This window comes from Paenarthrobacter sp. NPDC090520, assembly GCF_044769205.1.
Classification (GTDB): domain Bacteria; phylum Actinomycetota; class Actinomycetes; order Actinomycetales; family Micrococcaceae; genus Arthrobacter.
This window is the reverse complement of the sequence record NZ_JBIVXM010000002.1, coordinates 291,496-312,904: the sequence shown is the minus strand read 5'-3', so window position 1 is coordinate 312,904 and position 21,409 is coordinate 291,496. Positions and strand designations below refer to the sequence as shown.

Annotated in this window: 17 protein-coding genes; 4 read left to right on the top strand and 13 right to left on the bottom strand. The window is 64.3% G+C overall.

Going from position 1 to position 21,409, the window contains the following annotated elements; genetic code table 11:
- Positions 1–57 precede the first annotated feature (57 nt).
- From ACIQTZ_RS04080 to ACIQTZ_RS04025, 12 genes are all read right to left on the bottom strand, one after another.
- Positions 58–1,284: a phosphoglycerate kinase gene (locus ACIQTZ_RS04080; RefSeq protein ID WP_402977759.1), complete on the bottom strand. Its 1,227-nt coding sequence runs from the start codon at positions 1,282–1,284 to the stop codon at positions 58–60.
- Between the two features lie 9 nt (positions 1,285–1,293).
- The gene (gap, locus tag ACIQTZ_RS04075) at positions 1,294–2,304 is read right to left on the bottom strand and encodes a type I glyceraldehyde-3-phosphate dehydrogenase (protein WP_400269409.1); all 1,011 of its coding nucleotides are present in this window, start codon (positions 2,302–2,304) and stop codon (positions 1,294–1,296) included.
- A gap of 270 nt (positions 2,305–2,574) precedes the next feature.
- Positions 2,575–3,198, bottom strand: a complete 624-nt coding sequence (locus ACIQTZ_RS04070) for a superoxide dismutase (RefSeq protein ID WP_400332301.1) — start codon at positions 3,196–3,198, stop codon at positions 2,575–2,577.
- 177 nt (positions 3,199–3,375) lie between these two features.
- Entirely contained in the window at positions 3,376–4,356 is a 981-nt protein-coding gene (whiA, locus tag ACIQTZ_RS04065) for a DNA-binding protein WhiA (RefSeq protein WP_018777554.1), read from the bottom strand.
- A gap of 13 nt (positions 4,357–4,369) precedes the next feature.
- Positions 4,370–5,386, bottom strand: a complete 1,017-nt coding sequence (gene yvcK / locus ACIQTZ_RS04060) for a uridine diphosphate-N-acetylglucosamine-binding protein YvcK (RefSeq protein WP_400332298.1) — start codon at positions 5,384–5,386, stop codon at positions 4,370–4,372.
- Positions 5,386–6,309: an RNase adapter RapZ gene (rapZ, locus tag ACIQTZ_RS04055; RefSeq protein WP_397321774.1), complete on the bottom strand. Its 924-nt coding sequence runs from the start codon at positions 6,307–6,309 to the stop codon at positions 5,386–5,388. The genes yvcK and rapZ overlap by 1 nt, the downstream gene beginning before the upstream one ends.
- A 111-nt stretch (positions 6,310–6,420) precedes the next feature.
- Positions 6,421–8,433: an excinuclease ABC subunit UvrC gene (gene uvrC / locus ACIQTZ_RS04050; RefSeq protein WP_402977756.1), complete on the bottom strand. Its 2,013-nt coding sequence runs from the start codon at positions 8,431–8,433 to the stop codon at positions 6,421–6,423.
- 52 nt (positions 8,434–8,485) lie between these two features.
- A complete protein-coding gene (locus ACIQTZ_RS04045; protein ID WP_400332291.1) occupies positions 8,486–9,154 on the bottom strand; it encodes a lysophospholipid acyltransferase family protein in 669 nt (222 codons plus the stop codon).
- A complete protein-coding gene (locus ACIQTZ_RS04040) occupies positions 9,141–9,857 on the bottom strand; it encodes an HAD hydrolase-like protein (RefSeq protein WP_400332288.1) in 717 nt (238 codons plus the stop codon). Before ACIQTZ_RS04040 ends, ACIQTZ_RS04045 begins: the two co-directional genes overlap by 14 nt.
- A gap of 80 nt (positions 9,858–9,937) precedes the next feature.
- Positions 9,938–12,865, bottom strand: a complete 2,928-nt coding sequence (gene uvrA / locus ACIQTZ_RS04035; RefSeq protein WP_400332286.1) for an excinuclease ABC subunit UvrA — start codon at positions 12,863–12,865, stop codon at positions 9,938–9,940.
- A gap of 65 nt (positions 12,866–12,930) precedes the next feature.
- Positions 12,931–13,311: a GntR family transcriptional regulator gene (locus ACIQTZ_RS04030; RefSeq protein WP_397321770.1), complete on the bottom strand. Its 381-nt coding sequence runs from the start codon at positions 13,309–13,311 to the stop codon at positions 12,931–12,933.
- 142 nt (positions 13,312–13,453) lie between these two features.
- Positions 13,454–14,233, bottom strand: coding sequence for a trans-aconitate 2-methyltransferase (locus ACIQTZ_RS04025; protein WP_402977752.1), 780 nt, complete (start codon positions 14,231–14,233; stop codon positions 13,454–13,456).
- 70 nt (positions 14,234–14,303) lie between these two features.
- Here ACIQTZ_RS04025 and ACIQTZ_RS04020 point away from each other — a divergent pair, with 70 nt between their 5' ends.
- Genes ACIQTZ_RS04020 through ACIQTZ_RS04005 form a run of 4 tightly spaced genes read left to right on the top strand, consistent with a single transcriptional unit; the run spans position 14,304 to position 20,088 of the window.
- Positions 14,304–16,838, top strand: coding sequence for a DEAD/DEAH box helicase (locus ACIQTZ_RS04020; RefSeq protein ID WP_402977749.1), 2,535 nt, complete (start codon positions 14,304–14,306; stop codon positions 16,836–16,838).
- Between the two features lie 11 nt (positions 16,839–16,849).
- Positions 16,850–18,220 carry a CoA transferase gene (locus tag ACIQTZ_RS04015; RefSeq protein ID WP_402977746.1) on the top strand — a complete coding sequence of 457 codons (1,371 nt, stop codon included), beginning with the start codon at positions 16,850–16,852 and terminating at the stop codon, positions 18,218–18,220.
- Between the two features lie 13 nt (positions 18,221–18,233).
- Positions 18,234–18,746: a GNAT family N-acetyltransferase gene (locus tag ACIQTZ_RS04010; protein ID WP_402977743.1), complete on the top strand. Its 513-nt coding sequence runs from the start codon at positions 18,234–18,236 to the stop codon at positions 18,744–18,746.
- Positions 18,739–20,088, top strand: coding sequence for an alpha/beta fold hydrolase (locus ACIQTZ_RS04005; protein ID WP_402977740.1), 1,350 nt, complete (start codon positions 18,739–18,741; stop codon positions 20,086–20,088). Before ACIQTZ_RS04010 ends, ACIQTZ_RS04005 begins: the two co-directional genes overlap by 8 nt.
- Here ACIQTZ_RS04005 and ACIQTZ_RS04000 read toward each other — a convergent pair.
- The gene (locus ACIQTZ_RS04000; protein WP_402977737.1) at positions 20,085–21,395 is read right to left on the bottom strand and encodes an MFS transporter; all 1,311 of its coding nucleotides are present in this window, start codon (positions 21,393–21,395) and stop codon (positions 20,085–20,087) included. The genes ACIQTZ_RS04005 and ACIQTZ_RS04000 overlap by 4 nt on opposite strands.
- Positions 21,396–21,409: the final 14 nt, after the last annotated feature.

The following is a 21,409-nucleotide window of genomic DNA, read 5'->3' as shown; positions in this document are numbered from 1 at the left end:
GTTTTATTTTGTGCGGGCGGCGGGACGCAAGCGCGTCCCGCCGGCCGGTTACTGTATTTAGCGGTCCAGGACGCTGAGTCCCGGAAGTTCCTTGCCTTCGAGGTACTCGAGGCTGGCACCGCCACCGGTTGAGATGTGGCCAAACTGCTCGTCGTCAAAACCCAGGGTTCGGACGGCGGCGGCGGAGTCACCACCACCGACGACGGTGTACGCCACGGTATCTGTCAGGGCCTGGGCAATGGCACGCGTGCCGGCCGAGAAGGCCTCGAACTCGAACACGCCCATGGGGCCATTCCAGAAGACGGTTTTTGCACCCTCGATCTGGGCAGCAAAAGCACTTGCGGATTCAGGTCCGATGTCCAGGCCGATGCCGGCCGTTCCAAAGGAACTTTCCTCGATGGCATCCGCCTTGACGACCTCATGCTCGGCATCGGCCGCGAAACGGCTGGCCACCACGACGTCCGTGGGGATGACGAAGGAGGTTCCGGCGTTGGCTGCGCGTTTGAGGTAGTCCTGGACCACGGGGATCTGGTCTTCCTCAAGCAGGCTGCCTGCCACCTTGTGCCCTGCGGCAGCCAGGAACGTGAACAGCATGCCGCCACCCACAAGGATGGTGTCGGCCTTGCCCAGAAGGTTGTCGATGACCGCAAGCTTGTCGGAGACCTTGGATCCACCGAGCACCACCACGTAGGGACGCTGCGTATCCGCGGTGAGCTTCCGGAGGACTTCGACTTCGGTGTGGACGAGGTCGCCCAGGTACGACGGCAGCCGGGTAGCGACGTCGTAAACGCTCGCGTGCTTACGATGGACAGCACCGAAGGCGTCATCCACGAACGCGCCGTTGTCTCCGGTCAGCGCTACCAGTTCGTCGGCAAAAGCGCCACGCTCGGCGTCGTCCTTGCTGGTTTCGCGGGCGTCGAAGCGGACGTTCTCCAGGACGAGCACTTCGCCGTCCTGGAGGCCGGCTGCAAGGGCCTTGGCGGACTCGCCAACGGTGTCCCCGGCCAGGGTGACCTTGAAGTCTGCCAGTTCCGCGAGGCGGGCTGCTGCGGGCTTCAAGGAGTACTTCTCCTCGGGAGTCCCCTTGGGTCGTCCGAGGTGGGCTGTTACGAGCACACGGGCACCGGCGTCCGAGAGCTTCTTGAGGACCGGAAGGGAGGCCTTGATGCGGCCGTCGTCGGTCACTGTAGAGCCGTCGAGCGGCACATTGAGGTCACTTCTGACCAAAATGTACCGCCCGCGGACACCTTCAGCGATGAGTTCGTTGAGGGTGTGAGATGTCATGTGTCTACCCTAGCCCAGCTTGGATGCGACGAGCTCCGTGAGGTCGACGAGGCGGTTGGAGTAGCCCCATTCGTTGTCATACCAGGAAACAACCTTGACCTGGTTGCCGATCACCTTGGTGAGGCCGGAGTCGAAGATGGAGGATGCCGGGTCACCAACGATGTCCGAAGAGACGATCGGGGCGTCCGTGTAGCTCAGGATTCCTGCCCACTGCTCGGACTCGGCGGCAGCCTTGATGGCAGCGTTGACCTCAGCGACAGTGACTTCGCGGGAAACAGTGACCGTGAGGTCCGTTGCCGAGCCGGTGGGGACGGGAACGCGGATGGCGTAACCATCCAGCTTGCCCTTGAGCTCGGGGAGGACCAGGCCGATTGCCTTGGCTGCACCCGTGGACGTGGGAACCATGTTGATGGCTGCTGCACGCGCGCGGCGGAGGTCGCCGTGGGGGCCGTCCTGGAGGTTCTGGTCGGCAGTGTAGGCGTGGACCGTGGTCATGAGGCCACGCTCGATGCCGAAGGCGTCGTTGACTACCTTGGCCAGCGGGCCGAGGCAGTTGGTGGTGCAGGACGCGTTGGAGATGATGTTGTGCGCTGCGGGGTCGTACTGGGAGTCGTTGACGCCCATGACGATGGTGATGTCTTCGTCGCTGGCAGGAGCGGAGATCAGGACCTTCTTGGCACCGGCGTCGATGTGCTTCTGCGCCGCTGCGGCCTTGGTGAAGAACCCGGTGGACTCGATGACGATGTCCACGCCGAGGTCTGCCCACGGAAGGTTGGCGGGGTCGCGCTCTGCGAGGACCTTGATGGACTTGCCGTCCACGACGAGGTTGCCGTCCACAACTTCCACCGACTGGGTCAGGCGGCCACCGACGGAGTCGTACTTCAGAAGGTGGGCGAGGGTCTCAGGGCTGGTGAGGTCGTTGACGGCTACGATCTCAAGGTCAGCGCCCTGGGCCAGCGCTGCGCGGAAGTAGTTGCGGCCAATGCGGCCGAAGCCGTTGATACCAATACGGGTGGTCACTGTTTGTCAATCTCCTTGGTGCTCTTGCAAGCACGCCTCGTGAGTTGGGTTTTTAGGTCCAACCAACAGACCCCGCACGTCATTGGGCAGAGGTGATTATCAGATCGGAGGGCGACCAGCCACGTTGCTGAAGGCTAACCGCCTTCCGTGACCCATCTTACGTTTAACTGAGCCTGCCCCCGCAACTGCGGGGGCAGGCATTTCAGCATTTGGCCCTAATTCACTGAAAAAGTGACTTTTGTTACACCAGTGTCAACCAGGGCTCACCAGCTACAGGACGATGAGGCCCGTGGCGTTGGCGCGGGCTGCTTCGAAGCGCTTGGCAACGTCGGCCCAGTTCACGATGTTCCAGAACGCCTTGACGTAGTCGGCCTTGACGTTCACGTAGTCCAGGTAGAAGGCGTGCTCCCACATGTCGAGCATGAGCAGCGGGGTGGTTCCCACGGCGACGTTGCCCTGCTGGTCGTAGAGCTGTTCGATGAGCAGGTTGCCGGCGATGGGCTCGTAGGCCAGGAACGCCCAGCCGGAGCCCTGCAGGCCAAGGGCAGCTGCGGTGAACTGTGCGCGGAAGGCATCGAACGAGCCGAAGGCGTCGTCGATGGCTGCTGCGAGTTCGCCTTCGGGCTTGTCGCCGCCGTCCGGGGAGATGTTGTTCCAGAAGACGGAGTGGTTGATGTGGCCACCGGTGTGGAACGCGAGGTCCTTGGAGAGGCGGTTGATGTTGGCGTAGTCGCCCTTGTCACGGGCTTCGGCCAACTGCGCCAGCGCATTGTTGGCGCCCGCAACGTAGGCAGCGTGGTGCTTGCTGTGGTGCAGCTCCATGATCTTTGCCGAAATGTGCGGCTCGAGTGCTGCGTAGTCGTAGCCGAGCTCGGGCAGAACGTACTCTGTCACGAAATCCTCCAATGTCATGGACCGAAGTCCGGTTTGGTAACTCTCGTTGTGTTCATCCGACCGGCTGGGCGGCCGGAAATCCTTGGCGAAGAAGCCTGCGATTGCCTCCAAAGGGGGTCAACCCGTGGGGGCTTCACAGTATTTCCTTCCGCGCACTTTTGATTCTAGGGGCGTGGACTACTCGTCCATCATTTCCGGAGTCACATTTGCTTCCGTACCCGGAATTCCCAAATCCAACGCGCGTTTGTCTGCCATGGCCAGCAAACGGCGGATACGCCCGGCAATGGCGTCCTTGGTCATGGGCGGATCTGCCAACCGGCCGAGTTCGTCCAGGCTGGCTTGTTTATGCGCAACGCGTAATTCCCCCGCATATTTGAGGTGGTCCGGCACGTCGTCGCCCAGGATCTCCAAGGCGCGGTCCACCCTGGCACCCGCAGCCACGGCGGCCTGGGCCGAGCGGCGCAGGTTGGCGTCGTCGAAATTCGCGAGCCGGTTGGCGGTTGCCCGTACTTCCTTGCGCATGCGCCGCTCTTCCCAGACCATCAGGGCATCATGCGCGCCCATCCGTGTGAGGAGGGCCGCGATGGTGTCGCCGTCCCGGATGACCACCCGGTCCACGCCGCGTACTTCTCGCGCCTTGGCCTGGATGCCCAAGCGCCGGGCGGCGCCGACCAAAGCCAGCGCCGACTCGGGGCCGGGACAGGTGACTTCGAGCGACGATGACCGGCCGGGTTCGGTGAGGGAACCGTGGGCAAGGAACGCGCCACGCCAGACGGCCTCGGCATCGGCCGCAGAACCGTTCACCACTACGGAAGGCAATCCCCTGACGGGCCTGCCGCGACCGTCGAGCAAGCCGGTCTGCCGGGCCAGGGCCTCGCCGTCACGGACTACCCGGACCACATAACGGCTCCCCCGCCGGAGGCCGCCGCCGGACACGACAATGATTTCGCTCTGGTGGCCGTAGACCTCCGCAATGGCCGCCCGGAGCCGCCTGGCGGTGGATGCCAGGTCCACCTCTGCCTCGATGACGATCCGCCCGGAAATAATGTGCAAGCCCCCGGCGAAGCGAAGCATCGCTGAAACTTCGGCCTTGCGGACTGAGGACTTCTTGATGTCCAGCCGGGACAGTTCGTCCTTGACCGACGCGGTAAGTGCCATCGCGTATGTGTTCCTAACTGTTCCCGAAAATATCGTGGTATGCCGCTGCCAAGAGCAGGGGATCATGGACGGGGCGGCGCCTCGACGCCCCTACTCTACCCAACACGACTTCCGCGCCGATCATCCCCGCGGCCTTCTCGAAAGCCTTGAGGTCCGGGATTGCCGTGGGGTCGGCAAGGACCACGTCCACGCTGAACTCGGGGGCATAGCGGCGCAGGACGTCGAGGTGGTCCGCCGCGGTCATGCCCGACGTCTCCTTTGTCTCCATGTCCAGGTTCATGGTCAGGCAGCGCTTGGCTGTGGTTTCGCCCAGGGCCTGCCGCAGTTCCGGCAACAAAAGATGCGGAAGCACGGAGGTGTACCAGGAACCCGGCCCAAGGATCACCCAATCGGCAAGTTCGATGGCGGTCAGGGCCTCCGTGCAGGCTGGAGCATCTCCCGGGAGGAGTTGGACGTCCTCAAGCTTCCCGGCAACAGCGCATCTGGCCTGTCCGCTGACGGTCCGCAGTTCGTGTCCGCCTCCGGGCAAGTCCACCCGGGCCTGGCCTTCGATGGTCAGGGGAACGCTGGACATGGGAAGGACCTGGCCGCGGGCCCCCAAAAGGGCCCCCGCCCATTTGAGGCCGGCCACCGTGTCCCCCAGCAACTCCCAGAGCGTGACAATAAGGAGGTTGCCCATGGCATGGTTGTCCAGCGAGCCACCCTTCGCCGTGCCGGCGTCGAAGCGGTGCTGCATGACATCACGCCACGTCCTGCCCCAGTCCGTATCGTCACACAGGGCGCTCAGCGCCATTCGCAAATCACCGGGCGGGAGGACACCGTACTCGTCCCTGAGACGCCCGGAAGAACCGCCGTCGTCCGCTACCGTGACGATCGCCGTCAGTTCGGAGGTCAGCAGACGCAAGGCGGACAGGGACGCAGCCAATCCATGGCCTCCACCCAAGGCGACCACGGATGGACTCTTGTGCTGCTGGCTGCCGGGAACGCCCTTCGGCGGGATCAGGGGCAGCGGGCCGGTCAGGACGCCCATTACTCGCGGCCCAGGTCGCGGTGGGTGGTGGTGACGGTGACCCGCGGGTACTGCGCCAGCCTCTTGGAAAGCTCGACGGCGACAGCCACCGAACGGTGCTTTCCGCCCGTGCAGCCAACAGCCAAGGTGGCGTAGTGCTTGTTCTCCTGGCGATAGCCGTCCAGGACGGGTTCCAGGGCGCTGACGTAGCGATCCACGAATTCGTGCACGCCGTTGGCGGCCAGGACGTAGTCGCTGACGTCCTGGTCCAGGCCGGTGTGGGGGCGCAACTGCGGGACCCAGTGCGGATTCGGAATGAAGCGGGCATCAGCCACGAAGTTCGCGTCCACGGGTAGTCCGTACTTGAAGCCGAAGCTCATGACGTTGAGCCGCAACGTCACGGGCCCGGTGTCGCTGAACAGTTCCGTAATGGCGGTAGCGAGGCCGTGGACGTTGTAATCGGTGGTGTCCAGGACGACGTCCGCGTGCTCGCGGAGTTCCCGGAGGACCTCGCGTTCAATGCCGATGCCGTCGAGGATGCGTCCCCCGCCCTGCAGGGGGTGCGGCCTGCGGCCCTGTTCGAAGCGGCGCACCAGGACGTCGTCGCTGGCGTCGAGGAACAGAACGCGGAAAGTGATGCCCGTGGCACTCAGGGCGCCCAGCGCCGTCTGGATGTCCGTGAAGAGGTCCTTGCTGCGGACATCCACGACGACGGCCAGCTTGGGAATCGATTTAGGGGCATGGGACACAATCTCTGCCAATGTACCCAGCATCTGGGGCGGCAGGTTGTCCACCACGTACCACCCGTGGTCCTCGAGGGCATCGGACGCCGTGCTGCGGCCAGCACCGGACATGCCGGTGACCACCAGCAGTTCCGCCTCCGGTGGCTTGACGGGCGTCATGCCGTCCTGCTCCGTGCCGGATCCTGCCGTTGACTCGTCCATCAGTCGTCCCCGTTTCCTCGGAAGTCGTATGTGGCCCATGGTGCTGCCGGAGGGAAGCACCATGGACCGGTGGCGTCGCGAAGGCTGCCACCGGTCAAGTTCTTACCCTAGCTAAGATTCAAGGATTTCGCCGGTGGTCATGTTGATGGCAGGGCCCGTCCCACCTGCGTTTTCTCCCGAGCCGAGATGCTGGACCACGGCGGCTGCGAGGGCAGGCCCGATCCCCTTGGCCATGGTGAGTTCCCCGACGCTGGCCGCTTTGATCTTCTTCAGCGAACCGAAATGGGCAATCAGTGCCTTGCGCTTCGCTTCGCCCAGTCCCGGCACGCCGTCGAGGGCCGAAACCGTCATGGCCTTCCCACGTTTTTGCCGGTGGAACGTGATGGCAAAGCGGTGGGCTTCGTCGCGGATCCGCTGCAGGAGGTACAGCCCCTGGGACGTCCGGGGAAGGATCACCGGGAAGTCGCTGTCCGGGAGCCACACTTCTTCGAGGCGTTTGGCCAGGCCCACGACGTAGACGTCGTCGATCCCCAGTTCCGCCAGGGCACGGGCTGCCGCGTTGACCTGCGGCTGGCCGCCATCCACCACCACCAGGTTGGGCGGGTAGGCGAACTTCGCCTTGGGCGCCGGCAGCGTGGGGTCCGACGGCGGCTGCTCCGTTCCGGCTGTTGCCGCAGCTTGCGTCGGATTGACGATTTCGCCTGAAACCGGGACCTGGGCGGCTTTGTCGTTCAGGTAGTGCCTGAACCGGCGGGTCAGGACGTCGTGCATCGCGGCGGTATCGTCCGCGGCCGCCGGTCCCGTGATGGAGAACTTCCGGTAATCGGACTTCTTGGGCAGCCCATCCTCCACCACCACCATGGAGGCCACCACGTTGGTGCCCTGCACATGCGAGATATCGAAGCACTCGATGCGGAGCAGCGGCACCGGCAATTCCAGGGCTTCCTGCAGTTCCTGGAGGGCCAGGGACCGCACCGTGATGTCTCCCGCCCGGCGCGTCTTGTGAAGCTTGAGCGCCTGCTCGGCGTTCTCCCTGACCGTGGACATGAGCGCTGCCTTGTCGCCGCGCTGCGGAACCCGGATGTCCACCTTGGCGCCGCGCAATCCCCCGAGCCATTCGGCAAGCTCGGCATGGTTGCTCGGATTCTCAGGGACCAGGACCTCGCGGGGAATGCGGCCCTGTACCTCGCTGTCCTCCCCGTAGACCTGCTGGAGCAGGTGTTCGATGAGCTCCGGGGTGGTGGCATCTTCCACTTTCTCCACTACCCAGCCGCGCTGGCCCCGGACACGGCCACCACGCACATGGAAGACCTGCACGGACGCTTCCAGCTCGTCGTCGTGCAGGGCGAAGACATCGGCATCCGTATCCTCGGCAAGGACTACGGCGTTCCGTTCGAACACCTTGCGCAGCGCGATGATGTCATCCCGGAGTCCCGCCGCCCGCTCGTAGTCGAGTTCCGCGACGGCCGCGGCCATGTCCTTTTCCAGCCTGCTGATGAAGCGCTTGGCCTCGCCGCCCATGAACGAGCAGAAATCCTCCGCCAGGGCACGGTGTTCATCCGGGGTCACCCGGCCCACGCAGGGCGCGGAGCATTTGTCGATGTAGCCCAACAGGCAGGGCCGCCCGCTGGCTTCGGCACGCTTGAAGACACCCGCGCTGCAGCTGCGCACGGGAAAGACGCGAAGGAGGGTGTCCATGGTTTCACGGATGGCCCCGGCGGTGTAGGGACCAAAGTAGCGCGTTCCCTTGCGGCGCTCACCCCGCATCACCTGGACACGCGGATACTTCTCCCCCATGGTGACGGCCAGGTAGGGATAGGTCTTGTCGTCCCGGAAGACCACGTTGAAGCGCGGCTTGAACTCCTTGATCCAGGTGTACTCCAACTGGAGGGACTCCAGCTCGCTGCCCACCACGGTCCACTCGACGCTGCTCGCGGCATGCACCATGGCATGCGTCTTGGGTAGCAGGCCCGCCGGATTGGCGAAATAGGAGTTGAGCCTGGAGCGAAGGTTCTTTGCCTTGCCTACGTAGATCACACGGCCGTGCGGGTCGCGGAACCGGTAGACGCCCGGGGTGGTGGGAATTTCGCCCGTTTGGGGGCGGTAACTTGCTGGATGTGCCACGGTTCAAGTCTAGTGAACGGCACTGACACCAAATGCCAAACGTGCTGCGCGGCTACTCCACAACCTTGCTCTGGTTGTAGCTGGTGGAGCGTTCCTGGCCACTGAGTTCAGCAATGGCGTCCATGATCCGATCCGTCACTTCACGCCGTGCAGGCAAAGAATGGTCAGGGCCGGTCTTGTCGAAATACAGCGGCTCGCCGACCTTCATGGTGAAGTGCTGGGGCCGGACGGCGTTCTTGTCCGCCGGTTGCAGCTTTTCCGTCCCGATCAAGCCGACGGGAATGACCGGCGCACCAGTGGTCAGGGCAAGCCAGCCAACGCCTGTCCTGCCGCGGTAGAGGATGCCGTCCCGGGACCGGGTACCTTCCGGATAGATGCCGATGCCCTTGCCCGCTTCAAGGATGTCCAGCAGTGTCTTGAGTGCCTGCACGCTCGCAGCCTGCTCGCCCCGCTCCACGGGAATGGAACCCACGGCTTCGAAAAAGGACTTCATCACTGCACCCTTGACGCCCTTGGTGGTGAAGTACTCAGCCTTGGCGAAGAACGCCACGGGTCGCGGCATGAGTGCCTGGACAATGACACTGTCCAGGAAGGAAAGGTGGTTGGGCGCAACAATGAACGGGCCTTCCTTGGGCACGTTCTCGAGGCCGATCACCGTGGGGCGGCACGTGGTGGAAATCAAACCACGCGTGGTCCACCGGATCGCATCAAAGACTGCCATCGTTATGTACCTCGCTCAGGGCCGCCGCACGGACAGCATCAAGTTCTTCGATTTTGCTCCGCAGCCCGGCTGTGTCCTCCACAACCGCAACTGCACCGGCTTCTTCCAGCTCACCCTCGGGCGCGAACCCCCAGCGCACGCCAATGCAGTCGAGCCCATTGGCCATGGCACCGGCCACGTCCTGGTGCCGGTCCCCCACCATCACGGCAGGCTGGGAGTGGAGTTGTGCCAAGGCCGCTCCAACAATTTCAACCTTGCCTGGGGCGGTGTTCGCGCCCAGGGATTCGTCATCGGAGGCACCACAAATGGCCACAAAGAAATCGGAAATTCCGTGGTGCTCCAAGACCATCCGGGCAATGCCCTGCGGTTTCTGCGTTGCCACTGCTACTGCACGGCCCGATTCCGTGAAGAATTCAAGGAGATCAAAGATTCCCGGGTACAGCGTGCTTTGCGCAATGCCGGACTCCCGGTAGTGCCTGCGGTACCGCTCGATGGTTTCATCGACCATTTCCGGCGGAACATTTGCCAAGTGGAGCAACGAATCGCTCAGCTTGGGCCCCACCATGGAATTCAGCACGGCCTGCTCCGGGACCGGGAGGCCCATTTCACGCAGTGCCGCGGAAATGCCCCCCGTGATACCGCCGGCTGGATCGACAAGGGTGCCGTCCAGATCGAATATTACGGGCACCTTTGTTTGAGTCACCGGGTTAGTTTCCCACACGTAGCGGCATGCCCGAAACTCGCATGCCGCTACCGGAATACTTCTTCCGTGGCGGGGAGTGGCTAACCCAGAATCTCGGCCAGGAACTTTGCTGTGTGGCTCTCCGTGGACTTTGCCACCTGTTCCGGGGTCCCCGAAGCCACGATCCGGCCGCCGCCGGAACCTCCGTTGGGTCCCAGATCCACAATCCAGTCAGCGGACTTGATGACATCCAGGTTGTGCTCGATGGTGATCACCGTATTGCCCTTGTCCACCAGGCCTTGGAGGACCATCAGGAGCTTTCGGATGTCCTCAAAGTGCAGGCCCGTCGTGGGTTCGTCCAGCACGTAGATGCTGCGGCCGTTGGAGCGTTTCTGCAACTCCGCTGCCAGCTTCACGCGCTGCGCCTCGCCACCGGAAAGCGTTGTGGCCGGTTGGCCGAGGCGCACATAGCCCAGGCCCACGTCCACCAGGGTATTCAGGTGGCGGGCGATCGGCGTGAACGCAGCGAAGAACTCTGCGGCCTCCTCGATGGGCATGTTGAGGACGTCCGCGATGGTCTTGCCCTTGTAGTGGACCTCCAGGGTTTCCCGGTTGTAGCGCGCGCCGTGGCACACCTCGCATGGGACGTAGACGTCCGGCAGGAAGTTCATCTCGATCTTCAGCGTTCCATCGCCCGAGCAGGCCTCGCAGCGGCCGCCCTTCACGTTGAAGGAGAAACGACCCGGCAGGTACCCACGGACCTTGGCTTCGGTGGTCTCGGCGAACAGCTTCCGGATGTTGTCGAAAACGCCCGTGTACGTTGCCGGGTTGGAGCGCGGCGTCCGGCCAATCGGGCTCTGATCCACGTGCACCACCTTGTCCAGGTGTTCCAGCCCGTTGACGGTACGGTGACGACCCGCCACCTGCTTGGCGCCGTTGAGCTTGTTCGCCAGGACCTTGTACAGGATCTCGTTGACGAGCGTTGACTTGCCCGAACCGCTCACGCCGGTCACGGCGGTGAACAGGCCCAAGGGGAACGTGGCATCAACGTTGTTGAGGTTGTTCTCGCGTGCACCCACAACCTTCAGTTCACGCTTTTTGTCGTATTTTCGACGCTTGGCCGGGACATCGATCTTCCGGCGGCCGGAGAGATAGTCGCCGGTCAGGGACTCCTCGTTGGCAAGGAGTTCCTTGTACGTCCCGGAGTGGACTACCTGGCCACCGTGCTCACCGGCGCCGGGTCCAATGTCCACCACCCAGTCGGCCTCGTGGATGGTGTCTTCGTCATGTTCAACAACGATGAGCGTGTTGCCGAGATCCCGGAGGCGGGTCAGGGTTTCGATGAGGCGGCGGTTGTCCCGCTGGTGCAGGCCAATGGACGGCTCGTCCAGGACATACAGCACTCCCACCAAGCCGGAACCGATCTGCGTGGCCAGTCGGATGCGCTGGGCCTCGCCGCCGGACAGGGTCCCGGAGGGGCGCTCAAGGTTCAGGTATTCCAGCCCGACATCCAGGAGGAAGGTCAGGCGGGCCTGGATTTCCTTCAGCACCTGGTGGGCAATCTGGGCCTCACGGTCCGTCAGCGTCAAACTGCCGAGGAATGCAGCGCACTCCCGCATGGGCAAGGCCGCGACTTCAGCGATGGACTTGCCGTTGATGAGGACTGAAAGCGACGCCGGGTTGAGGCGCGCACCGTTGCACTCGGGGCAGGGAACCTGCCGCATGTACTCTTCGTAGCGGTCACGGGCCCAGTCCGAATCCGTTTCACCGTGCTTGCGGTGGACGTACTGGATGGCGCCTTCAAAACCGGTGCTGTACTTGCGCTCCCGGCCAAAGCGGTTGCGGTACTGCACAACAACCTTGTGGTCCTTGCCGTGCAGCACGGTGTTCCGGACATCCTTCGGCAAGCGCTCCCAGGAAGTATCCATGGAGAAGCCGAGTTCCAAGGCAAGGCCTTCGAGCAGGCGGTTCCAGTATTCCGTGGTTGCGGTGCCCAGGGACCATGGCGCAATGGCGCCCTCGGCCAGGGAAAGCTCCGGATTGGGGACGATCAGTTCCTCGTCCACCTCAAGCTTGGTGCCGATGCCGCTGCAGGCAGAGCAGGCGCCAAAGGGATTGTTGAAGGAGAACGAACGGGGTTCGATCTCGTCGATGGCCAGGGGGTGCTCGTTGGGGCAGGCGAGGTTTTCCGAGAAAGCCCGGATGCGGGCAGGGTCCGCGGCATCGAGGTCCACGAATTCCACCAGCACACGTCCTTCGGCCAGGCCGAGGGCGGTTTCCACGGAATCCGTCAGGCGCTGGCCGATGTCCTCCTTGACCACCAGGCGGTCCACCACCACTTCGATGGTGTGCTTGAACTGCTTGCCCAGCTTGGGAGCCTCGCTGAGCTGGACCAGTTCACCATCCACGCGTGCACGCGAGTAGCCCTTGGCCGTGAGCTCCTTGAAGAGGTCCACGAACTCGCCCTTGCGGCCACGCACAACCGGCGCCAGCACCTGGAAACGGGTTCCCTTGTCCAGCTCAAGCAACTGGTCCACGATCTGCTGCGGGGTCTGGCGCGCAATCGGTTCCCCACACACAGGACAGTGCGGCCTGCCGACGCGCGCCCACAGCAGGCGCATGTAGTCGTAGATCTCCGTGATGGTGCCCACCGTGGAACGGGGATTCTTGCTGGTGGACTTTTGGTCGATGGAGACAGCCGGAGAAAGGCCCTCAATGAAATCGACGTCCGGCTTGTCCACTTGTCCCAGGAATTGCCGCGCATAGGCGGACAGGGACTCAACGTAGCGACGCTGCCCCTCGGCGAAGATGGTATCGAAAGCCAGGGACGACTTGCCTGAACCGGAAAGCCCGGTAAAGACGATCATGGCATCCCTGGGGAGGTCCAGGTCAACGTTGCGCAGGTTGTGTTCGCGGGCTCCCTTGACCACCAAACGGGACAGGTCCGGGCGCACGGGTTTGGCGTCGGGCGCGACCGAAACACGGTTCAGGGCATGGACGGCTGTATCTTCAGCTAAGGCTTTGGGCACCCCACAATGCTAGTCGAAAACGTCTTCGAATTTCCATGTGGTTCCTCACACCCTACCGATCGGTATCAGTCGGCGTCATATGCGGCCGCCAGAAGCTGTACCGCCTCGGCGAACGATGCCCCCTGCGCCTTGGCCGCCGCTGCATACTGGGCCGCTCCTTCCGCCAACGCACCCCACCGGTCATCGCGTGCGCACACCACGGTCCCATTGCGCCCCCTGGTGGCCACCACTCCGGCAGCCTCCAACTCCTTATAGGCGCGGGCAACCGTGTGCGGGGCTACATCCAGGACGCCGGCCAGGTTGCGGACGGGCGGAAGTTTGGCTCCTACGGCAAGGACCCCCGAGTCGGCGAGTTCAATGATCCGGAGCCTCAATTGTTCGAACAAGGCAACACCGCTGCTGGTGTTGGGGCGCCACGTCCCGGGGAAGTCAGTGGGGGAAATCATGCCGGACACCGACCGGATGACAACGACAACGCCGTGTCCGGCTCAACGAAGCTTCCTTGGTCCATGCCGAGAATTAGACCAGCGACGCACTGCCGGGACAAGGCACTGTTGGCTGTGAAATTCCGCGCGGCGTTGTCCTGCCTCACGGGTTCCTGCGGGCCACGGCGAAGATCCGGCGGAACGGGAAGACGGTTCCGTGCACGGATTCCGGATAGGCGTCCCTAAGCAAGGCAGAGTATTGGCGTTCAAACTCTGCAACTTCCCCGGGAGGCAAGGCCGCAAGGACCGGCCGCAGCCCGGTTCCCCTGACCCATTCAAGGACCGGGTCCTTGCCCGGCAGGAGCTGCTGGTAGGTGGTCTCCCACGCGTCAGCCGAGCAACCGGCGTCGAGCATGATGTTCAGGTAGTCCGCGGGGCTGCCCACGGCGCCCTCGTGGCGCAGCACGCCACCCAGGCGGGAAGACCAGGTGGACGACTCGGCGAGTTCCCGCATCAGCGCATGCGACGGTGAGGTGAAGTTGCCGGGAACCTGCAGGGCGAACCACGCGCCGGGTTTCAAGGCCCGAAGCCAGCCGCTGAGCATCTCTTGGTGTCCGGCGACCCACTGCAGGGCGGCGTTGGTCACCACGACGTCCGTGTCCGGTCCAGGCTGCCACGTTGCAATGTCGCCCTCGGCAAAGTCCAGCCGGGGCTCCCGCCCGCCCAGGGCCGACGCCTTGGACAGCATTTCCGTGGAGGAATCAATACCCGTGACGCGCGCGTGCGGCCAGCGTTCGGCAAGGGTTGCGGTGAGGTTGCCGGGACCACAACCCAGGTCCACCACCTCGCGGGGGTCGACGGCCTGTACCCGCGCTACGAGGTCATGGAAGGGCCGGTCGCGATGGTTGCCGAACTCGACGTACTTGGACGGATCCCATTTCATTAAAGCCTCCTTGCCACGGGCACCCCTGCAGGAGCGAGCCTAGTGGTTGCGGGCACTAAGCTGGAAACCAATGAAACTTCTTGAGCAGCTTTCCGGTTCAACCGCCTCCAATCCCCTGGGTCCGGACGACATTTACAGCCGCTTTGTTGAGTGGACAGAGAGCCGCGGCCTGCAGCTGTACCCCGCACAGGACGAGGCCGTCATGGAACTTGCTTCGGGAGCCAACGTCATCCTGGCCACGCCCACTGGTTCCGGCAAGTCCATGGTGGCCATCGCGGCGCACTTCGAAGCGATGGCGCGTGGCCGGCGCAGTTACTACACGGCACCCATCAAGGCCCTGGTGTCCGAGAAGTTTTTTGCCTTGTGCGAGATCTTCGGCGCCGAAAATGTCGGCATGATCACGGGTGACTCCGGCGTCAACCAGGACGCACCCATCATCTGCTGCACCGCTGAAATCCTCGCGAACACGGCACTGCGCGAAGGCGCGGCCGCAGAGGTCGGCGCCGTGATTATGGACGAGTTCCACTTCTATGCCGACCCGCAGCGTGGCTGGGCCTGGCAAGTACCACTCCTGGAGTTGCCGCAGGCGCAATTCCTGCTCATGTCGGCCACATTGGGCGATGTGACCCGATTCGAAGAAGGACTGACCCAGCTCACCGGCCGGACCACCACAACGGTCAGTTCCGCGGAACGCCCCATTCCGCTGCACTACTACTACCACCAGACGCCTGTCCACGAGACCCTCGAGGAACTGCTGTCCACCAAGCAGGTGCCTGTGTACGTGGTCCACTTCAGCCAGGCCGAAGCGATTGAGCGCGCGCAGAACCTCATGAGCATCAACATGTGCAGCCGGGATGAAAAGGACCGGATCGCCGAGCTGATCGCCAACTTCCGTTTCGCGGCCGGGTTTGGCAAGACCCTTAACCGCCTGGTCCGCCACGGCATCGGCGTCCACCACGCAGGCATGCTGCCAAAGTATCGCCGTCTGGTGGAACAGTTGGCCCAGGCAGGCTTGCTCAAGGTCATCTGCGGAACCGACACTTTGGGCGTTGGCATCAACGTGCCCATCCGGACGGTGCTGCTCACCGCCTTGAGCAAGTACGACGGCGTCCGCACCCGGGTGCTGAACCCTCGTGAGTTCCATCAGATTGCCGGACGGGCGGGGCGGGCAGGGTACGACACCGCAGGAACCGTTGTGGTCCAGGCCCCTGAACACGTGGTGGAAAACGCCAAGGCGATGGCCAAAGCCACGGCAAAGTTCGGCAATGACCAGAAGAAGCTTCGCCAGGTAGTGAAGAAGAAGCCGCCGGAGGGATTCGTCTCCTGGGGAGAACCGACGTTCAACCGGCTTGTCGAATCCGTTCCGGAGCCTTTGACCTCCAGCTTCACGGTGACGCATGCCATGCTGCTGAACCTGCTGGAGCGGCCCGGCGATCCCTTCCTTGCCACCCGCAGACTGCTCAGCGAAAACCATGAGACCAGGGCTTCGCAGCTCAAGCTCATGAAAAAGGCCCTGGGTATCTATCGTGAACTGCTGGCCGCCGGTGTGGTGGAGCGGGTTCCAGAGGAAGAGCAGGCAGCCGAAGGGCGTTCGGTCCGGTTGACTGTCCACTTGCAGGCGAACTTTGCGCTCAACCAGCCTCTCTCCCCCTTCGCCCTGGCTGCCCTGGAGTTGCTCGATCCGGAGTCGCCCGCGTACGCGCTGGACGTGGTGTCGGTGATCGAAGCGACGCTGGAGAAGCCCCGGCAAATCCTCTCTGCCCAGCAGAAGAAGGCTCGCGGCGAGGCCGTGGCGGCCATGAAAGCCGATGGAATCGACTACGACCAACGCATGGCCATGCTCGACGAGGTCACCTATCCCATGCCGTTGGCGGACATCCTGGGAGAGGCCTTCGACGTGTACCGCAAGGCCGCGCCGTGGGTGGGCGACTTCGAACTGGCGCCCAAATCCATCATCCGGGACATGTACGAGCGGGCCATGAACTTCGGCGAGTTCGTCCAGTTTTATGGCCTGGCGCGTTCCGAGGGCATTGTGCTGCGCTACCTCGCCGACGGCTTCAGGGCGTTGCGCCAGACGGTGCCCCAGGATTCGTTGCGCGAAGACCTGGAAGACCTCATCGCATGGCTTGGCGAGCTGGTGCGGCAAGTGGACTCGAGCCTGCTCGACGAGTGGGAGGAACTCACCTCCGGCCTGGCACCGACGCCGCACGATGCCCCGCCGCCACCGCCGCCCTCCCTGACCTCGAACCCAAGGGCCTTCCGCGTCATGGTCCGCAACGAAATGTTCCGGCGCGTGGAGCTGTTTGCCGACGAGGATTCAGCTGCCCTGGGCGAACTGGACGCCGACGCGGGCTGGGAAGCGGACAAGTGGGAAGACGTCCTGGACGATTACTTCGACGAACACGATGACATCGGTACGGGACCGGACGCCCGCGGACCCGGACTGCTGATCATCACCGAGGAGCCCGGACTATGGCGTGTCCGGCAAATCTTCGACGACCCGGCAGGCAACCACGACTGGGGCATTTCCGCCGAAGTGGACCTTGCCGCCTCTGACCAGTCCGGCACAGCGGTGGTGAGGGTCACCGCCGTCGACCGCTTGTAAAGGATCGCTCCATGGAAACCGTCCCGGATTTGTCGGAGAGCCTGCGGAACCTGGGCGCCATTGGCCCGGTTCCTGCGGCGGCCTGGGACGGTCCCCGACGCTGGTGGCACGGCCCCCTGGACGTGGAAGGTTTGGCGATCGGCTCCGTCCAGGCCGCAGCTACAGCGTTGAATGCGCTGACGGCGAGCCGGCGGTACCAGGTTTCCGCGGTCCGGACCGCCCACTCCTTCGATTCCCTGGGACACTTGCGCATCGATGGACGGCCGGCGGTGGGTTTTGCGTCCCTGTCAGGTTTCAGGCGGACCTCGGACGGCTGGATCAGGCTGCACGCCAACTATCCCCACCACGCGGCCCGGCTGCTGGAAGCATTGTCCCTGTCCGCAGAGGGTCAGGTTGCGGGTGCCCTGCTGGACTTGACGGCGTTGGAAGCCGAAGCGCTCATCAATGCCGGGGGTGGAGTGGCGGCGGCCGTCCGGAGCCGCGCCGCATGGATCGACGCACCGGGCCACGGCGCAGTCGCATCCCTCCCATGGATCGACACGCATCCGGCCCCGGGACCCGCGCCGGCCGGAAAGCAGTGGCGCCCTTCCTCAGACCCCGGTCGCCCTTTGTTGGGCCTGCGGGTACTGGATCTCACCCGTGTCATCGCCGGTCCCACGGCAACGCGCTTGCTGGGCGCGCTGGGCGCTGATGTCCTGCGGATTGATCCTCCGCAGATCCCGGAATTGCCGGACGCATTCATCGATTCAGGCTTCGACAAGCGAAGTGCCGTGGCGGACTTCGGCAATGCCGGTGACCTGGAGCGTGTACGGGGCCTGGCGGCCACAGCGGACGTGGTGGTCCTGGGGTACCGTGCCGGCGCCCTGGAATCCTTCGGACTCGACGCCCAGGCATTGGCCCAGGACCGCGGCGATGTCATTGTGGCCACGCTGTCCGCCTGGGGTGCCGGACCGTGGGGGCAGCGGCGGGGCTTCGACAGCCTGGTCCAGGCAGCTTCCGGCATCGCCGCAGGTTATGGAACAACGAACGACGGCGGGTGGCGGCCGGGTGCCCTGCCGGTGCAGGCCTTGGACCACGCCACGGGATACGGCCTGGCCGCTGCCGTCCTTGCCCTGCTGGCCGAAAGGCAAGCGAACGGTCGCGGAGGGGTAGCCCGAATGTCCTTGGCCAGGACAGCAGAGGAGCTGTTCCGCTTGGGTCCGGCTGGCGGCGAGGGGACGGACAGCCCGCTGCCCGAGCCGGATTACCGGCAGATGGACAGCACGCACGGTGTCCTCCGGCTCGTCGGACCGCCCCTTACGGTGGACGGCTCACCCTTGGGGTATTCAACGGCGCCGGTGACCTACGGTTCCTCGGAACCGGCTTGGCTCAGCCGCCCCTAGTAAGCTCGGAACCATGAGTCTAATCCGCCCCGCAACTGTCGACGACGTCCCCGCGATCCTGCGCATGATCCATGATCTGGCGATCTATGAGAAGGAACCGGATGCCGTCAAGAACACCCCGGAGATGCTGGAGGATGTGCTGTTCGGGGAGAACCCGAGGGTCTATGCCACCATGGCCGAAAACGCCGCTGGCGAGGTCCAGGGATTCGCACTGTGGTTCCTGAACTACTCCACGTGGGAGGGCGTCCACGGCATTTACCTCGAAGACCTGTACGTTATCCCTGAAGCCCGTGGCGAGGGCCACGGCAAGGCGCTGCTGCAGTATCTGGCCGCGACCGCCGTCGAACGTGGATACGCACGGGTGGAGTGGAGTGTCCTGGACTGGAACGAGCCGTCCATCAGGTTCTACAAGAACCTGGGCGCCTTCCCCATGGAGGAATGGTCCACCTTCCGTTTAACGGGTGATGCCCTGGCCGCATTCGGGACCTCGGGCGCAAACGACGGGAAGGCGCTGGCACGTGGCTGAACAGCACTGGATCCGCGCACGCCACGAGTTCCGTGGGCTGCGGACCGCGGAGCATTTCTTCACCGTTCCCCTCAACCATGGACTCGTGGAAGCCTGGGGAACCAAGGAGGGACACGTTCCGAACGAATCCACCGGGGAGACCATCACGGTCTTCGCCCGCGAGTACTCCTCCACGGAGTACAGCGACGAAGAAGCCGCGCGGCTCCCGTGGCTTCTCTTCCTGCAGGGCGGTCCCGGTGGTCGCGGCAACCGGGTCACGTCCTTGGCGGGCTGGATGAAAGCTGCGGCCAAGGACTTCCGCATCCTCATGCTGGACCAGCGCGGAACGGGCCTTTCCACCCCTGTGGAGCAGCACACCTTGGCATCGCGTGGAAACGCAGCAGAGCAAGCAGAGTACCTGGCACATTTCCGCGCGGATTCGATTGTTGCCGATTCCGAGTTCATCCGCCGGACCCTTGGCTCGGCTCCCTGGAGCGTGCTGGGGCAGAGCTTCGGCGGCTTCTGTGCGTTGACTTACCTGTCCTTTGCGCCGGAGGGTCTCCGCGAGGTCATGATCACCGGCGGCCTGGCACCCATCCAGGGTCCCGCTGACCGGGTTTACCGGGCCACCTTCCGCCGAGTGGCCGCCCGCAACGCGGAGTACTTCGCCTGGTACCCGGAGGACCGCGGGCTGGTCACGCGCATTGCCCGGCATCTGGAGGTGACGCCCGAGTACCTCGCCAGTGGTGAGCGGCTGACGCCGGAACGTTTCCAAATGGTTGGCTCGTTCCTGGGCGGCAACACCCGGGTCGACGCCCTTCACTACCTCCTGGAGGACGCGTTCGTGGAGACGGCAGCAGGGCCGCGGCTGTCCGAGGCATTCCTGGAGCAGGTACGTTCACTGGTCAGCCGGACTGCCAATCCCCTGTATGCGGTGCTTCACGAGTCCATCTACGGCCAGGGCGAGGCCACCAAATGGGCAGCTTGGCGGGTCTTGGAGGAGTACCCGGAGTTCGAGCCCACGGCAGCCGAACCACTGCTGACGGGCGAGATGGTCTATCCCTGGTACTTCGACCAGGATCCGGCCTTGGTCCCCTACCGTGACGTCGCCGAACTGTTGGCCGCCAAGGAGGACTGGGCCCCGCTGTACGATCCGCATCGCCTGGCCACCAACACCATCCCTGTTGCCGCCGCCGTCTACAAGGACGACATCTACGTGGACCACGAACTCTCCATGGAGACCGTGGCAGCGGTACGCGGCCTCCAGCCGTGGGTCACCGGCGACTTCCACCATGATGGCATCGGAGAAGACGGCGAAGGCATCTTCCGCAGGCTCTTCGGACTGGTCCGCGGCGCCCGTTAGGCCGCTGGCCGGATCCTGTACCTCGCCGCAGACGTGAGTACCAGCGCAAGCACCGCTGCGGCCAGGATGCCCCCGGCCACGTTGAGGCCTTGATAGCCAAGCCACGCAAGGACCAGTCCCGACGTGGCGCCACCCACGGCGCCTGCAGCACCCATGAGGGTGTCGGACACACCCTGGACCGTGACGCGCTGGCCCTCTGCCACGCTTTCTGCAAGGAGGGTTGATCCGGCGATGGTCGCAGCCGACCACCCCAGGCCCAGGAGGATCAAACCCACAGTTACCAGGAAGGGCTGGGCATGGCCGAGTCCCGCAACCAGGACAGCAAGCAGGATCAGGCCGTGCCCCATGGCGATGGTGGGAAGCCGGCCCGCCTTGTCAGTCAGCCAACCCCAGAGCGGCGAGAGCGCGAACATGCCGGCAATATGCAGTGAAATGGTCACGCCAATCACTACCAGTGCGTCGGTGCTGTCTGTGGTGTGATGTTCAGCGTGCGCACCGCCCACCAGTTGTTGGAGGTGGAGGGGAGTCATGGACATGACGGCCACCATGACTCCATGCGCGGCCACCACAGCCGCCAGCGCAAGGAGCGCCCGCGGCGAGGATCGGATGGCGCCAAGCCCCGAACGGACACTGCCCCGCACGGGCGCCTTCGCTGTTCCTGCAGCCTCGGACGCGAGGCGTCGGGCCAGCAGCAAGGGATCTGGCCGCAGCCCGAGGAACAAGAGGACCGCAGCCAGGAAGAGTCCCACGGCCGAGAAGACAAAGGGCCCGGCGATCGGCGGCAAGCCGAGCGCAGAACCCACCACCGCACCCGGCTGGATGAGGTTGGGGCCCGCAACTGCCCCGATGGTGATGGCCCAGACCACGGTGGACAGCGACCTGCCGCGGTGCTCGGCTTCGGCGAGGTCGACGGCGGCAAACCGCGCCTGGAGGTTTGCGGCGGTGCCCAGCCCGAGGAAGGCGCCACCCAGGAGAAGCAACAAGAACGATCCTGCCACCACCGAGGCCATCATGAGCAAGGCCCCCGCCAAGGCCGCAACCAACCCGGTAACGAGGCCTACCCTGCGTCCGCGGGCTTCGGCGAGCCTGGCCAAGGGCAGTGCGGTCAAAGCCGCGGCAAGGGTGAGCACGGTGGTAATCGACCCCGCCCACGCCTCGGAACCCGAGAGATCCACGGCCAGCAAGGAGCCGATGGACAGGGTGGCGCCGTTTCCGACGCCGCTGAGCAACTGCGAGGAACTGAGCAGGAAAACAGTACGGCGCTGGACCCGTTGGGGGTCCAGCGCCGTAGATGAAGTGGTAGTCACCTCACGAGACTACA